The following is a 15,235-nucleotide window of genomic DNA, read 5'->3' on the forward strand; positions in this document are numbered from 1 at the left end:
TAGTTTACTAAAGCCTTTTTGAACACAGAGAAGTGAATGAGAATAAAATGAGCCGCCAAAACCATGACCAAAGTGACTAATTGTTTATTACTATCTCTAAAAGATCAGCGTCTCTTTACCCTCTTTGTGCATGATTCACTGAGGTTTTATTTCGCCTCATTAATAAATCATTTCTTTATTATTATAATTAACCACTAATCAAATGCTATCAGTATTAGTTTTAAAAAAAACAAAGCGCTACAACAATGCAGCGCTTTCATTACTTATAGATTGTTTGTTTAAACTAAAACGCGTTATTAAAAGAAGCCAAGCGGATCTTCACTGTAACTTACTAATAAGTTTTTAGTTTGTTGGTAATGATCGAGCGCGAGTTTGTGCGTTTCGCGACCTATACCAGACTTTTTATAACCGCCAAACGCAGCGTGTGCTGGGTACATATGGTAACAGTTGGTCCATACACGGCCGGCTTCTATTTTGCGACCAAAGTGATAAGCGCGGTTCATATTACGGCTCCATACCCCTGCGCCTAAACCAAATTCAGAGCTGTTAGCCAATTCGAGTGCTTCGGCTTCATCTTTAAAGGTCGACATTGAAATAACGGGGCCAAAAATTTCTTCTTGGAACACGCGCATATCGTTAGTGCCTTTTAATAAAGTAGGTTGAATGTAATAGCCACCATTTAGCTCATCGCTAAGTTGCTCAACATGGCCACCACTAAGTACTTCAGCCCCCTCTTGTTTGCCAATATCAATGTAACTTAAAATCTTATCAAACTGTGCTTTAGAGGCTTGCGCGCCTACCATGGTTTCGCTGTCTAGCGGGTTACCGCGTTTAATTTGCTTAGTACGTTGTAAAATACGTTCTATAAATTGCTCATAAATGTCTTCTTGAATGAACAAGCGTGATGGACAAGTACATACTTCACCTTGGTTAAAGTAGGCAAGAATAGCTCCCTCAATTGCTTTATCTAGGTACGAGTCGTCTTTTTCCATAACATCGCTAAAGAAGATATTAGGTGATTTCCCGCCAAGCTCTACCGTTGAAGGAATAATGTTATCGGCTGCACATTTTAAAATATGTGAGCCCACAGGGGTTGAGCCTGTAAAGGCAATTTTAGCTATACGCGTATTGGTTGCCAGTGCTTCGCCAGCTTCTTTACCAAAGCCATTTACTACGTTTAGCACGCCGCCGGGCAGTAAATCACCAATAATTTCCATTAACACTAATATTGATGCGGGTGTTTGCTCAGCAGGTTTAAGTACCACACAGTTACCTGCTGCAAGTGCAGGCGCTAGTTTCCATGCAGCCATTAAAATTGGAAAGTTCCACGGAATGATTTGCCCTACAACCCCTAATGGCTCATGAAAATGATACGCCACCGTGGTTTCGTCTATCTCACCAATGCTGCCCTCTTGAGCACGCAAGCAACCGGCAAAGTAACGAAAGTGATCCGCAGCAAGTGGAATATCCGCCGCGAGGGTTTCGCGAATTGCTTTACCGTTATCCCATGTTTCGGCCACTGCGAGTAGCTCTAGGTTTTGTTCAATGCGATCGGCAATTTTTAATAAAATATTGCTACGCTCGGTAACTGAGGTGGTGCCCCACTGCGTTTTTACGGCATGCGCTTTATCAAGTGCTAAATTAATATCGTCTTTATCAGAGCGAGGAATTTTACAAAACACTTTGCCATTTACAGGGCTAATATTCTCAAAGTATTGGCCATTAACGGGTTCAACCCATTCGCCGCCAATATAGTTACCATACTGCTGTTTAAATGTGATGAGTGCATCTGCTGAGCCTGGATTTGCGTAAATCATATGTGTGTTCTCTTGTTGTTGTTAGCTAAAAGTCTAAGCCGAAATATCAGCAACTTGTTAGAGTAATGTAGCAAGTTGCTTTATATTTAATCGGTATTGATTGACATTAGACTATTAAGCGCTTAAAAACTTGATTAGCAGTCCAAAAAAATTGCCTGTGAGTCCAAACGATTTAATCATTAAAAAGGCTGATTATGTATTCGTCGCAGTTAAATAAAAAACGCCAACAACTTGATGTGCTTATTGAAAACAAAGTGAGCTTTGCTGCCGATAACTCCGAACTGAGTATTTACGATACTTATAAAAGTGCGCAAAAAGTGGCGCTGCATTCAAACGAATTACTGTTTTGTGCCATGCTCAGTGGCAAGAAAATTATGCATGTTGAGAGTAGTCAGTATCATAAAGCGTTTTTGCCCCACGAATCGTTTGTGTTAGCGCCTGAGCAAGGGGTGCTGATTGATTTTCCACAGGCAACTATCAACTCACCTACAACCTGTTTAGCGATTGAAATTAGCACCGATAAAATAAGTAATGTGGCTAGTGCGCTTAATATGCAGCAAAGCTTTGCTAGTGATACCTTGTTTGAATACAGCCCTAATTTAGTGCACACCCAACATAATACGCAAACACAGCAGTTATTAGAGCGCATGGTGCATTTATTTAGTGAGCAAGGCGCTGAGCGGCACTACTTAATTGATTTATCGTTAAACGAGTTGGTCACCCGTTTACTGCAACAACAAAGCCGTGATTTATTACTGGCAAACTGCGATAAACTGCGCCTAAAAAGTAACGTGAGTGATGCACTGCATTATATCGAAGAGCATTTAAATGACTCACTCGACATAGACACCTTGTGCAAAATAACCTGTATGAGCCGTAGTAAGTTTTACCAGCAATTTAAACTTGCTTTTGGTACAAGCCCTGCGCTTTGGCAGCAACAACTTAGGCTTAAAAAAGCCCGTACGCTTTTATTAGAAGGCCAAGCTATAAGTAAAGTGTGCTATGACCTTGGTTTTAATAGCGCCAGCCATTTTAGCCGCTTGTTTAAGCAAACCTTTGGTATTGCCCCTAAAGCGTGTCGACATTAACGCAACACAACAGTTTTTGTTATATTAAACAGCCTAATATGTTAATTTACTAATTCCCTGCTAAGTAGTTAAGAGTCGCCGATGAGTAAACCCACCCGCTGGACATTAAAGAGTATTGCCAAAGAATTAGGTGTGTCTAATGCTACGGTATCAAATGCGTTTAATCGCCCTGATCAACTCTCTGCTAAACGCCGCGAAGCCATACTTAAAGCTTGTAAAGAGCTCGGTTATTATGGCCCTAATAAAGCGGCGCAATCTTTGCGAAGTGGCACATTTAATATTGTTGCTTTAGTGCTGCCAGATAGCGTGGAATATATGGTATCAGACCCTGTCGCGAGTAGCTTTATGCGTGGTGTAACCTCAGTGCTTGAAAAAAACGGCATTAATGTTTTATTGTTTTCAGGCAATAGCGACAACCTTAATAATGTTGTTGATTTTGTTGATGGCTTTATTTGTTATGGACGCCCGCGCAATAAAGCACTAGTAGAGCAACTAAAAACAGTACAAAAACATGTGGTCACTGTGGATTTTGATATTGCCCGCAACGCCTCAATTAATATAAACAACGAACAAGCCAGTTACGAAATAGCCAAACATGTTCTGCACAGTAAAACTGATAATGTGGCAATATTAGGCTTGAGATTACTCGATGAAAATGTATTGTGCCGAGTATACGAACATCATGAGTTTGAAACGGGTCAATCTATTTCTCACCAACGCTTACGGGGTTATCAGCGTGCGTTAAATGAAGCGAATGTAACGGTAGCCGACGACCGCATTTGGAATATTCCTGAAAGTAGCGAACGCTTTGCCAGCATAGCCGCAAAAGAAGTATTAAACGCCTCTCCACGTCCTGATGTGATTATATGTATGAGTGATTTAATAGCACTCGCCACCATGCGAGAAGCCATAAAACAAGACATAAAAATACCAGAACAATTACGTATTGTTGGATTTGATGGCATAGAAGAAGCCGCCCGTTTTGTGCCTCGCCTTACAACGATTCATCAAAATAGCCAAGAAAAGGGCGTTATAGCCGCAAACTTATTTATTTCTAAAGAAGAAAAACAACACGAAGTAGGTTATACACTAAATATTGGTGCAAGTAGCTGAGCGCTGTTAGTAACGCAGATAAAAAAGCCAAGCTTAAATTGCTTGGCTTTTTGCTTTTCAACAAATAAAGCTATTTAAACTAATAAGCTTTGTAAGTTTAAAGTGTCTTCTTGAGCGCCATTAACCTGCGTAATAAGTGCAGTACGGCTAGCAAAGTCAACGCTTAGAGAAATTGATTGTTGCTCAAGCTTCCACATTAAACAACATACACTCCCGCCACCTTGAGCAGTAAATTCACCAGCAAATGCAGGATGCTCATTACGTATATTAATTAACGCTATTAACCCTTTTACTACCGGCTTATTTAGCGCTTCATCTATTTTAGCGGCATCTAAATAAGGGCGATTAATATCACGACCAACGTTCGTGCTCGCCAAAAGCTCCATATCATTTTTGCAAGCAAATAAACCACCGTAATACACTTGTGGTACACCCGGTGCAAAAAATTGAATGGCGCGAGATAACAAGTAATCAAAATCATTTGCGCCCAATGCATCGTAATACGTACAGTTAACTTGATAGAGGTCGACGTTACTTGCAGCAGCACCTGTTGCTTTACGGCTCTGGTTATTGCTATTGGCATGCATGGTTTCTACTAGGTTATCTATTTGAGATGCGTTTAACAGCCCTGGCTTATCGCCCATTGGACCCGCATCAATAATGCCAATGCCATCATGGGTGTCTAGTACCGTTAAACAATTACGCGGTGAAATTTGTAACCACTTAAGCAGTGCGTCTACGTCATTATTAAATAAGCTATGTAAAATAAGCGGAGGCAGGGCAAAGTCGTACACCATGTTTACGCGCTTAGCTACGGCAACTTGAGTTTGATAATGACTATGAATTTCAGCAATGGTCTCCATGCCTAAATCATTTGCCTGCTTTGAGAGTTTATCTAAATAAGCAAAGGTTTCATCCAGCATAAAACAGTTTGTACCTGCTTGCTTAATGGCGTAACCCGCTGCATCTAAACGAATAATGTTTACGTTGTTAGCAGAAAATTTAGTAAGTACGTTATTTAAATAAGCAATACCAGCTTCTACTTTTACGTTTATATCAATTTGATTGTCGGTAAAGGTAGTCCAAAAATCATACGTTTGACCATCACCGCATTTCATTGGTGTAAAACAGCTTCCAGGACGCGGACGGTAAATGGCTTGTTGTTCTTGGTCACTCATACCATTAGGGAATACATCTTCTTTAGTTAAAAATAAATCCCAAAATTCAGACCCTTTGCCTTTGGCAAGCACATCTTGAAATTGAAACGATTGCGCCGATACATGGTTTACTATTAAGTCGGCCATTAAATCATGATCTTTTCCAAGTGCTTGAATATCTGACCAAGTTCCTATTCGGGCATCAACTTCACTATGATCAATTGGGTCAAAACCTGCATCGCTACCATCTATTGGGTTATAAAATGGTAATAAGTGTACCCCTGCAAAAACGTCTTTAAGTGGACCCTTTAGAAGTGCTGTTAATGCGTTTATATCTTTACCGGTGATTCGATCAGCGTATGTGATCAATTGAACTTTATTCTTCATCATGTGTGATTACCAAGTTGAAACTTAATCGATTAAGATATATCTTTAACTAGCAAGTAAGAATTTACAAGTAATTTTTAAATATTTTACATACAAATATCGTGGCTCGATTAATACTACAATAAGTTACTGACAACTTAATGTGTGTTACCAAGCATTTAACGAGGAAAAGCAAATGACAAAATCACACACACACGTAAGCAGCGATCCGTTGCAACAAATTCGTTGGCTCACATACATGATGTTTTTTATGTTTGCCATGACCTCTGACGCCGTTGGCATGATTATTCCCGAACTCATAAGCGATTTTGGTTTAAGCATGACCCAAGCCAGTGCGTTTCATTATGCGCCTATGGCCATGATTGCAATAAGTGGATTATTTCTAGGCTTTTTAGCCGATAGCCTTGGCCGTAAAAAAACGATTATGCTTGGTTTATTAATATTCTCTGCAAGTTGTTTTTTGTTTGCTATTAGCAGCAGCTTTATATTTTTTGTTTTTTTACTGTGCTGTATTGGCCTTGCCATTGGTTTATTTAAAACCGGTGCACTGGCGCTTTTAGGCGATATTTCTAATAGCAACGAAGAACACACCAAAACCATGAATAAAGTAGAAGGTTTTTTTGGCATTGGTGCTATTGTTGGCCCTGCTTTAGTTGGCGTGCTGCTGGTTCAAAATGTAAGTTGGACTTACCTTTATATTATTGCTGGCATTATGTGTTTAATTTTGGCATTGCTTGCTTGGCGTGCCGATTATCCTGCGGTAGTAAAAAGTACAGGCAAACCAGCCTCACTAAAAACGACCATGAAAATGGTTAAAAACCCTTATGCACTGGGTTTTTCTCTTGCAATTGCTTTATATGTTGCCACCGAAGTCGCCATATACGTGTGGATGCCTACCCTACTAAAAGATTACACCGGCTCATGGCCGCTGCTCGCCACTTACGCACTAACAATCTTTTTTGTGTTGCGTGCTGCAGGGCGTTTTATTGCGGTATGGTTACTTAATAGGTTTAGTTGGCAAGGGGTTATGGCTTACTTAAGCTTTGGCATTGCGCTGTGTTACGTTGGCACTCTTTATGGCGGCGTTAACTGGGCAGTGGCTTTATTACCTCTTTCAGGTTTATTTATGTCGATGGTTTACCCTACTTTAAATTCTAAAGGAATATCGTGTTTTCCTGTGCATCAACACGGTGCAGTAGCCGGTGTTATATTATTTTTTACTGCACTGTCAGCCGCCTTAGCACCTTTATTTATGGGTATGATCAGCGATTACTTTGGACACGTGCGCTACGGGTTTTATTTAGCAACGGGTTTTGCAGTCATATTATTTTTGGCTATGTTATTTAATTACTTCCGTGACCCATCAGCAACTGCATTAGAGCAAAGTAACTTAGTCGCTGAATAAACAAACAACGCTAATGCTATAAAAAACATTATAAAAATCAATGCTTGAATAAAAAAACAGCAAATAATTAACAAAACAATTTGCTTATTGTAAAAACTTTGTTATTTTTACTTAATCGATTAAGTAAAAATAACAACTTTCCTTCGGGTTTAAAACGAGGCGTTCACATGACAACACACAACACACCTTTATATCTGATCAGTGCTTTAGCGCTCGCCGTTAGCCAAGGCGTTAATGCACAACAACAAGAGCAAAATACACAAGCGCAAGCCAACAAAGGACTAGAAACAATTGTTGTTACCGGTGTACCCCGTCGTACAACGATAATGGCGTCAAGTTCTTCTGTGAGCAGTGTGTCGCTTGAGCAAGTTGAGGTGTCTACGCCTCGCTCTACTGCAGAGGCATTTAGAATTATTCCCGGGGTTCGTTCAGAATCAACCGGCGGTGAAGGTAACGCCAACATTGCAGTACGTGGTTTACCAGTTGCCTCTGGTGGTGCTAAATTTTTACAGCTCCAAGAAGATGGCTTGCCTGTTTTACAATATGGCGACATTGCATTTGGTAATGCTGATATTTTTATGCGCTTAGATAATACAGTGCAAACCATTGAATCTATTCGCGGTGGTTCAGCCTCTACCGCAGCCAGTAATGCACCGGGTGGCATAATTAATTTCATTTCAAAAAATGGCGAAAACGAATCTGGCAGCGTATCAACTACACTTGGTCTAGATTACGATACTATTCGAACTGACTTTGAATATGGCACATATTTAAATGACACTGTACGCTTTCATGTTGGTGGTTTTGTGCGTCAAGGTGAAGGCCCGCGCGAAACAGGCTATACCTCAAATAAAGGTGGGCAAATTAAAGCCAATCTAACCAAAGATTTTGAAAATGGTTACGTGCGCCTTTATTACAAACATTTAGATGATAAAAGTGTGGGTTACTTACCTATGCCAATGTATGCAAATGGTGACTCAATCCCTGGGTTTGACGCACAATCAGATACCCCACATTCGGCATTATTTACTAAAACAGTGCGCTTAAACGGCGAAAATCAAATAAGCAATGGCGATATTCGCGATGGTATGAATCCGCAAGTTGACTCAATCGGTTTTGAGGCTGCATTTGATTTAGACAACGATTGGCGTATTGAAAACCGTTTTCGTAAATCATCTGTAAGCGGTAATTTTAATTCGTTGATCCCCGCTGAAGTTGGTGATGCATCAGCTATAGCGCAAAGTATTGGTGGTGTGGGTGCAACGCTTAGTAATGCAACCACTGGTGCTGCATTTAACGATGATTTAGCTATGCGCATTCACACGTTTGACGTAACCATGAACGACTTTGACTCGATTGTTAACGACTTCAAACTGACTAAATCGCTAAGCGATGATACTAGCATTACTTTTGGCTATTATGCGTCAACCCAAAATATTGCCATGTCGTGGTTATGGAATTCCTACCTAATGGAGCTTAAAGGTGATAACGCTGCGCTATTAAATGTAACAGCCGCCGATGGGACTGAATTCTCTGAAAATGGCTTATACGCTTATGGCACGCCTTTTTGGGGTAACTGTTGTCAACGTGATTACGACACAGAATATGACACTCGTGCACCCTATGTTGCATTTTCAACTAAGGTGGGTGACGTAAGTATTGATGCTAGTGCCCGTTATGACAGCGGTGAAGCACGTGGTAACTATGCAGGCGCGGTTACCTCAACCGTTGATATGAATCGCGACGGTGTGATATCTGTTCCTGAACAAAATGTTGCAGGTATTGACCTTGCAAATGCCAGCCCTGTTAATTACGACTGGGATTACGCATCATATTCAATTGGTGCCAATTACCAAATTGACTCAAGCCTTGCAACGTTTGCACGATTGAGTAAAGGCGGTCGCGCCAATGCTGACCGACTTTTATTTGGTAAAGTTCGCGCCGATGGCTCAGTAGCCGATGAAGATGCCGTTGATGAAGTAAACCAGTATGAGTTTGGTATTAAAAAGCGCTTTGATTCACTGTCAGTTTTTGCCACGGCATTTTATGCACAAACTGAAGAGCAAAACTTTGAAGCGACATCACAAACCTTTTTTGACCGCGAATATGAAGCAAAAGGGATTGAGGTTGAATCAACCTACTTTATTGATGCATGGGATTTTCGTGGTAATTTAACGTGGACAGACGCTGAAATTGCAAAAGATGCACTTACCCCTGAAGTGGTTGGTAATACGCCTCGTCGCCAAGCTGATTTAATTTACTCATTAATGGCACGTTACACTTATGAAAAAGGCTCTGCAGGCCTAAGCTTTATTGGTACTACCGATGCCTATGCTCAAGATAATAACGATCTTAAGTTTGATGGTTACACTCAAGTAAATGGCTTTGTAAGCTACGATTTATCAGAAAATCTTAATATTGCGTTAAACGTAAATAACCTATTCGATACGGTAGGTATTACTGAAGCAGAAGAAGGCTCAATACCTGATAACAACATTATACGCGCACGTGCTATTAATGGCCGTACAACGTCATTGACGTTTAAATACGCGTTTAACTAACCAACTTTAGTGTAACAATCGCTGAAGCTATGTTTGTTAAGCGATTGTTATACTAGTTTTAATAATTCTCCCTTGAATTTTGACCTAGCCATGCTAGGTTTTTTAGGATTTACACTATGACCAAATTACTTAGCCTTGGTGAACTGCTTATTGATATGCTGCCTCAAGACTCTCAAAACAGTGCTTATTTGCCCATTCCAGGAGGTGCTCCAGCTAATGTGGCAGTAGGTTACGCAAAGCTCGGCGGCAAAGCTGCGTTTTGTGGCGGTATGGGAGATGACTATTTTGCTAAACAATTAACTAATGCGCTTGAGCAATATAACGTAGATACTGAGTATTTATTTACCATAGAAGGCGCGCAAACAGCTATGGTTATTGTCAGCCTAGATGAAAGCGGCGAACGCAGCTTTAACTTTTATCGTCATCAAACAGCCGATTTACTGTTAACGAATGAGCATTTAAAGCGTATTAATTGGGATAAATTGAGTACCCTACACTTTTGTTCAAACACCTTAACCAATACAGCTATAGCAAAAACTACTGTGTGTGCTTTAAAGCAGGCTAAGAACAACCAAAAAATCGTTAGCTTTGATGTAAATTTACGCTACAGTTTATGGCAAAATAGCAATGACATTGAGCAAAACGTGCATGCATGCTACGCGTATTGCGATATTGTTAAGCTCTCACGTGATGAGTTAAATTTTTTAGCAACGCAACGCCAACAATCAGCTGATGCCTACTTACAATCACTGCTTGAATTAGGCGTCAAGCTGGTGTTTTTAACCGATGGTCCAGCACCAGCGACTGTTTACCATAACGCTTTTACCCTCAGTGAAGCAGCTCCAACAATTACCGCTGTAGATACCACCAGCGCCGGTGATGCTTTTATTGCTGGCGTACTGTACTACTTAAACCACAGCGATAATGCAGTGCCACTTACTGATAAGCTAAATGATGAGTCAATAGTAAAAAAAGCGCTTCACTTTGGTCTTCGCTGTGGCTCAAAAGCATGCTTAGCTAAAGGCGCTTTTCCTGCGCTTCCCACGCAGCAAACACTTTCGCAATAAACTAAGGTACTTACAAAAAAAAGGCCACTGTTGGCCTTTTTTTACTAAGCGTCTAAATTACTGGTTTTTAGCCATTCTAAAGCGGCAGTAGCATTTTCAAAGTATTGTATTTCACCCGACATAAACCAACTGCCTAACTTAGCTATGGTAGATTGCCACTCTTTATTGCCGTAAATCGCTATTTTTTTAAACTCTTTGTTGTGCTTTAAGCCAAGTTTTAAATCGTCCCAAGCAGCACGAAGCTCCCAACCATCTAACTCGGTGCCATCTATTAATACATTAACAATAGGATGTTTAACTTCGCCTAACGCTGAATCGATCATCGGGGTGATCACTTCATAGTCTTTGTGAGTTAAGGTACCAATTGCCTTAAGTGTTAAGAAAAACTCATTGCCTGAGCGCTCAATACCAATCGACAAACCATGTGTTAAATTAACCATAACTCAACCCTTGAATGAAAAGAGCTTAAATTATAGGCAATAGTTAAAAGCTTTTACTTGAAGCAGATCAAAAAAGTCACTTAATGCAGATTTATTTTTTGAGCTAATTATGTTTTTTTAACCGATTAACTTGGTTTTTTACATCGTTTAAATAGCCGGTTTTTATCCATACTCTTGCGCCATTGTTACCCGCTGTGGCGTTTATTTGGCTATTAACAGGCACTCTAAGCCAGCTATGTTTTTCAAGTTTGTCGTTATGCTCTTGTAAAGTGCCATCCAAAACCAACAACTCAGCGCCACCACTCACCGTGAGCGCTAAAGATTGATTAGCGTTAAACTGTACAATACTCACTGTTTCATACGTATCTTGATATAACAAAATGACATTTAGGTCATTAAATTCGGGGTTTTTCTGCCCTTGCATCTGCTGTGTGTGAATGCGCACGTGCTGGCGATCTTCTGGCTGAAACTGCCATAGTTTTACAAATATAATACAACCGTCTTTTGAGCCAGGAGTATGCTTTGATTGTGGAGGATTACGAATATAGGTACCTTGTGGAAAGTCACCATGCTCATCTTGAAATACCCCATCAAGTACTAAAAACTCTTCACCGCCGGTATGTGTATGTGGGCTAAAGTGGCTGTTTGGCGCATAACGTACAATGCTAGTGGCACGAGCAACTTCCTCGCCCACTCTGTCAAGTGGACGTCTATCAACACCCAGCATGGGCGAAGCTATCCACTCAAGTGACTCACTATGCACCACCACACGTTGACTAAAGTCGGCAGCAATTTTCATATTTGACTCCAAATTATTAATTTATAACTAAACGCCAATACTTGGCTAAGGGTTTTTTGCCAAAAATGCCTCACTGCAGTATTCCCCATTTAATAAATCGATAGCAACTAACTCTTCTTTATCAGTCGGTTTTTTTCAGCAAGTGCAATACGAGCCTGCAATGGGTTTGGGTAATTTTCTACGTCATAAATTTTCATAATGATCTCTTATATTTTTAACGACAACTTAGGTTTATATTGGCAAACAGAAACTACCTACTGATAGGTAATTTATAGCAAGCGCTAAATGTTTGCAAACTAAAAACAAAAGAGCTTGAAAATAACTACCTACTGGTTGATAATTTTTTTCAGATAACAGCAAGGAAATATCAAAATGAGTAAAAAAGCAGCCCTGCTACAAGCCGCAGAAAATAAAGTGCGACTGGGTGGTTATAGCAACTTTAGCTTTAGAGAACTTGCTACTGAGATTGGTATAAAAAGTGCCAGTGTGCATTATCACTTTCCAACGAAAGCTGATTTAGGCGCTGAACTCGCGCATCAATACACCGATGCCTTTATTGCAGTACTTGGCGATCCGAATGCACATAAAGCAAACGGTAAAAATCCCATCGATATTTACACTCAGTTATTTAGAAATGCGCTCGTGATAGACAAAAAGATGTGTTTATGTGGCTTACTCGGTGCAGAAAGCGACAGCCTACCCGATAAAGTGCGGGTTGAAGTTCAGCGGTTTTTTAATAAAAACTTAGCCTGGTTAACTCAAGCACATCAAATAAATGGAGAGCTTAATCCTGCTCGGGCGGCAATACAAACAGTCAGCTTATTAGAAGGGGCAATGATTATTAGTAAAACCCTAGATGATATTAGCTACTTCGAACAAGCGACTTTTTAGCGGTAAATAGTCAACATAAGTGGTTGGCGATCAGAAAGTTGATAAATCTATTAACTAAATTACTACTTGTTCAAGCATAAAAAAGCGAGCTTAAATAAAGCTCGCTTTTTGCATTAATAACTATGTAGTTTTAAGCTGGACGCGCTTTATGTTTTGAATGCACAAAAGCCAATACAATAAAGCCTACAACAGCAACCGCTACACCAATTGGTTTACCTAAATCACTTGATAAGTTTAATCCTATTGCCGCAGTCATTATGTATGACAAAGTCACAGCTGAAGCAATTACAGCAGGGATACTAGCAATCCAGTGGAATGTACCACGGTCAAATAAATACTTAGTAGCAAGCCATAAAACACTGGTAGAAAGCAGCATATTTGAAAACGCGAAGTAGCGCCAAATAACAGAGAAGTCGAGCTTAGTCATAAAGTAAGCAATGGTTAAAATTGGCAATGCTAACAACAAACGATTACGTAAACTTTGCGGAATACTAAACGCATCCACCATTGTTAGGCGCAGTGAGCGGAACGCCGTATCACCTGAGGTGATAGGGAAAACAGCAACAGCAATAATAGCCATAATACCACCAAATACACCTAAGTAGCTGTTTGCAATATGGTTAACTACTAAGCCTGGACCGCCTAAATCAAGCATCGATTTTAAACCCGCATAACCTTCTGGGAAGGCAGCAATACCAGCAAGCGCCCAAACACAACCTACAATACCTTCGCACATCATCGCGCCATAATAAACCGGGCGTACATATTTTTCGTTAGTTAAACAACGGGCAATAATAGGTGCTTGCGTTGAGTGAAAACCACTAATAGCACCACAAGTAATGGTGATAAATAGCAACGGCCAAGTAGGCAGTCCATCAGGATTTGGGGCTAAAAAGTCGTGGGCATGATCGGCTTCAAAATACGCTAAAAAGTCGCCAGCTACTGGTAAATGGGGTGCGTTGATTAACAGTGAGACTGCAATAGCAACTGTCATTACAATCATTAACAAGCCAAAAATAGGGTAAAACTTAGTGATGATTTTATCGATTGGTAATAACGTGGCTAAAAAGTAGTAAGCTAAAATAGCGAGAACCCAAAATGTATTACTAGCAAAAATGGTGCCTTCAAATGCATCTAAGTTACTCAATAATCCTGCAGGGCTCATAATAAACACTACACCAACAAAGAATAACAACATAGCAGTAAATATAAGCATAAAGCCTTTAAATACTACGTTGTAATAATGGCCTGCAATTTCAGGTAAACTTTTACCGTCTTCTTTAATACTCATTACGCCAGAGAAAAAGTCGTGTACAGCTCCACCTAAAACGTTACCAAGTACAATCCAAACCAGCGCTACTGGGCCATACAAGGCGCCAAGTATGGGACCAAATATGGGGCCTACTCCTGCAATATTCAAAAACTGAATTAAAAATGCACGAACAGGGTGAATAGCAACATAGTCAACACCTTCGCTAAAACGCTTCTGTGGTGTGTCTACTGTCGAGTCCATACCCGCTTGTTTTTCAACAAACGGGCTATAAAACTTATAGCCTAATATTAAAATAGTCAGGCAAATAAAAAAGATGATCATAAAGCACGCTTCTCTTTTTGTATGTGTGTATAGGGCACAGTATTGCAGCCCAAAATTTAAAATAACAATTGAACGTAGCATATGAAAAACCACGCAACAATGAGACGTTTGGCTAATGCGCTCGCCAAATCAAATTCATTCAAAAAGGTAAAACTAGGTAACAGCATTAGTTACTCATAAAAACAGGATTAAAAAACACTAAAAATGCTTATATTGCGACTAAAATCTATACGCTAATCTACAACATTAGCTACACCTGAGTTGTTAATTTGCCTACGATAAACATTATTACTACTTTAAAACTTACGGTCTTTGCCCTACATGGCTTGCCAAAAACAAGGATGCCCTCAATGACACCGTTTACTACGCCCGATTTATACGATGAACATCGCGACCATGTGCAAGTGGCTGATAGTGGCTTGCAGCACTTTGGTAATAAAACTCACTTTTATGGTCAAGTAGTGACCGTCACCTGCCCTGACGATAACTCGTTTGCTGGTAACATACTGCATGAAAATGGTGACGGCAAAGTGTTAGTTGTTGATGGTTTTGCCAGTAAGCGTTTTGCTTTTATTGGCGATATGATTGCAGAGCGCGCATTAAAAAATGGCTGGCAGGGCATAATTATTAATGGCTGCTGTCGCGATATTGAAATACTTGCCACACTTGATTTACCTGTGATGGCGCTAGGCGCAACTCCGCGCTGCACCACTAAGCGCGGCTTAGGCGCTAAAGATCATCCCGTTAATATGTTAAACACTACAATTAATACCAGTGATTGGGTATATGCTGATATAAACGGCTTGATAATTAGCTCTAAAGCGTTGTTTTAACCCCTCGTAATAGTCGTTAACAAAAAAAGCAGCTCGAAAGCTGCTTTTTTAATTTATATAGTTTTTTAAAACCCAAATTCTCA

Annotated in this window: 12 protein-coding genes and 1 pseudogene; 7 read left to right on the forward strand and 6 right to left on the reverse strand. The window is 40.1% G+C overall.

The window, feature by feature from the left end:
- Window positions 1-296: 296 nt before the first annotated feature.
- The gene (locus BW139_RS03670) at window positions 297-1,817 is read right to left on the reverse strand and encodes an aldehyde dehydrogenase family protein (RefSeq protein ID WP_008108901.1); all 1,521 of its coding nucleotides are present in this window, start codon (window positions 1,815-1,817) and stop codon (window positions 297-299) included.
- A 194-nt stretch (window positions 1,818-2,011) separates the two neighbouring features.
- On the opposite strand from BW139_RS03670, the gene BW139_RS03675 reads away from it, so the two are divergent.
- Together BW139_RS03675 and BW139_RS03680 are read left to right on the forward strand one after the other, a co-directional pair.
- Complete coding sequence (locus BW139_RS03675; protein WP_076918721.1) at window positions 2,012-2,905, forward strand: AraC family transcriptional regulator; 894 nt, start codon at window positions 2,012-2,014, stop codon at window positions 2,903-2,905.
- A gap of 81 nt (window positions 2,906-2,986) precedes the next feature.
- Window positions 2,987-4,018 carry a LacI family DNA-binding transcriptional regulator gene (locus BW139_RS03680; RefSeq protein ID WP_076918722.1) on the forward strand — a complete coding sequence of 344 codons (1,032 nt, stop codon included), beginning with the start codon at window positions 2,987-2,989 and terminating at the stop codon, window positions 4,016-4,018.
- 74 nt (window positions 4,019-4,092) lie between these two features.
- Here the strand turns inward: BW139_RS03680 and gtfA are convergent, their stop codons facing one another.
- Window positions 4,093-5,565, reverse strand: a complete 1,473-nt coding sequence (gene gtfA, locus BW139_RS03685; protein ID WP_076918723.1) for a sucrose phosphorylase — start codon at window positions 5,563-5,565, stop codon at window positions 4,093-4,095.
- Between the two features lie 172 nt (window positions 5,566-5,737).
- On the opposite strand from gtfA, the gene BW139_RS03690 reads away from it, so the two are divergent.
- The 3 genes from BW139_RS03690 to BW139_RS03700 all read left to right on the forward strand — a co-directional run bounded on the left by BW139_RS03690 (window position 5,738) and on the right by BW139_RS03700 (window position 10,595).
- A complete protein-coding gene (locus BW139_RS03690) occupies window positions 5,738-6,967 on the forward strand; it encodes a sugar MFS transporter (protein ID WP_076918724.1) in 1,230 nt (409 codons plus the stop codon).
- 167 nt (window positions 6,968-7,134) lie between these two features.
- Window positions 7,135-9,528 carry a TonB-dependent receptor gene (locus BW139_RS03695; protein WP_076918725.1) on the forward strand — a complete coding sequence of 798 codons (2,394 nt, stop codon included), beginning with the start codon at window positions 7,135-7,137 and terminating at the stop codon, window positions 9,526-9,528.
- A 116-nt stretch (window positions 9,529-9,644) separates the two neighbouring features.
- Window positions 9,645-10,595 carry a carbohydrate kinase gene (locus tag BW139_RS03700; RefSeq protein WP_076918726.1) on the forward strand — a complete coding sequence of 317 codons (951 nt, stop codon included), beginning with the start codon at window positions 9,645-9,647 and terminating at the stop codon, window positions 10,593-10,595.
- 44 nt (window positions 10,596-10,639) lie between these two features.
- Here BW139_RS03700 and BW139_RS03705 read toward each other — a convergent pair whose 3' ends face one another.
- The 3 genes and pseudogenes from BW139_RS03705 to BW139_RS18320 form a co-directional block, all read right to left on the reverse strand.
- Window positions 10,640-11,035, reverse strand: coding sequence for an STAS/SEC14 domain-containing protein (locus tag BW139_RS03705; RefSeq protein ID WP_075170008.1), 396 nt, complete (start codon window positions 11,033-11,035; stop codon window positions 10,640-10,642).
- A 103-nt stretch (window positions 11,036-11,138) separates the two neighbouring features.
- The gene (locus BW139_RS03710) at window positions 11,139-11,834 is read right to left on the reverse strand and encodes a cupin domain-containing protein (RefSeq protein ID WP_076918727.1); all 696 of its coding nucleotides are present in this window, start codon (window positions 11,832-11,834) and stop codon (window positions 11,139-11,141) included.
- A 48-nt stretch (window positions 11,835-11,882) separates the two neighbouring features.
- Window positions 11,883-12,031: pseudogene (locus BW139_RS18320) on the reverse strand (glutathione S-transferase); the annotation flags it as partial.
- A gap of 175 nt (window positions 12,032-12,206) precedes the next feature.
- On the opposite strand from BW139_RS18320, the gene BW139_RS03715 reads away from it, so the two are divergent.
- The gene (locus tag BW139_RS03715; protein WP_054201362.1) at window positions 12,207-12,725 is read left to right on the forward strand and encodes a TetR/AcrR family transcriptional regulator; all 519 of its coding nucleotides are present in this window, start codon (window positions 12,207-12,209) and stop codon (window positions 12,723-12,725) included.
- 130 nt (window positions 12,726-12,855) lie between these two features.
- Here BW139_RS03715 and BW139_RS03720 read toward each other — a convergent pair whose 3' ends face one another.
- Complete coding sequence (locus tag BW139_RS03720; RefSeq protein WP_076918827.1) at window positions 12,856-14,319, reverse strand: carbon starvation protein A; 1,464 nt, start codon at window positions 14,317-14,319, stop codon at window positions 12,856-12,858.
- 350 nt (window positions 14,320-14,669) lie between these two features.
- On the opposite strand from BW139_RS03720, the gene BW139_RS03725 reads away from it, so the two are divergent.
- Window positions 14,670-15,152 carry a putative 4-hydroxy-4-methyl-2-oxoglutarate aldolase gene (locus BW139_RS03725; RefSeq protein WP_076918728.1) on the forward strand — a complete coding sequence of 161 codons (483 nt, stop codon included), beginning with the start codon at window positions 14,670-14,672 and terminating at the stop codon, window positions 15,150-15,152.
- Window positions 15,153-15,235: the final 83 nt, after the last annotated feature.

It is taken from the genome of Pseudoalteromonas sp. SK18 (genome assembly GCF_001974855.1).
Classification (GTDB): Bacteria; Pseudomonadota; Gammaproteobacteria; order Enterobacterales; family Alteromonadaceae; genus Pseudoalteromonas.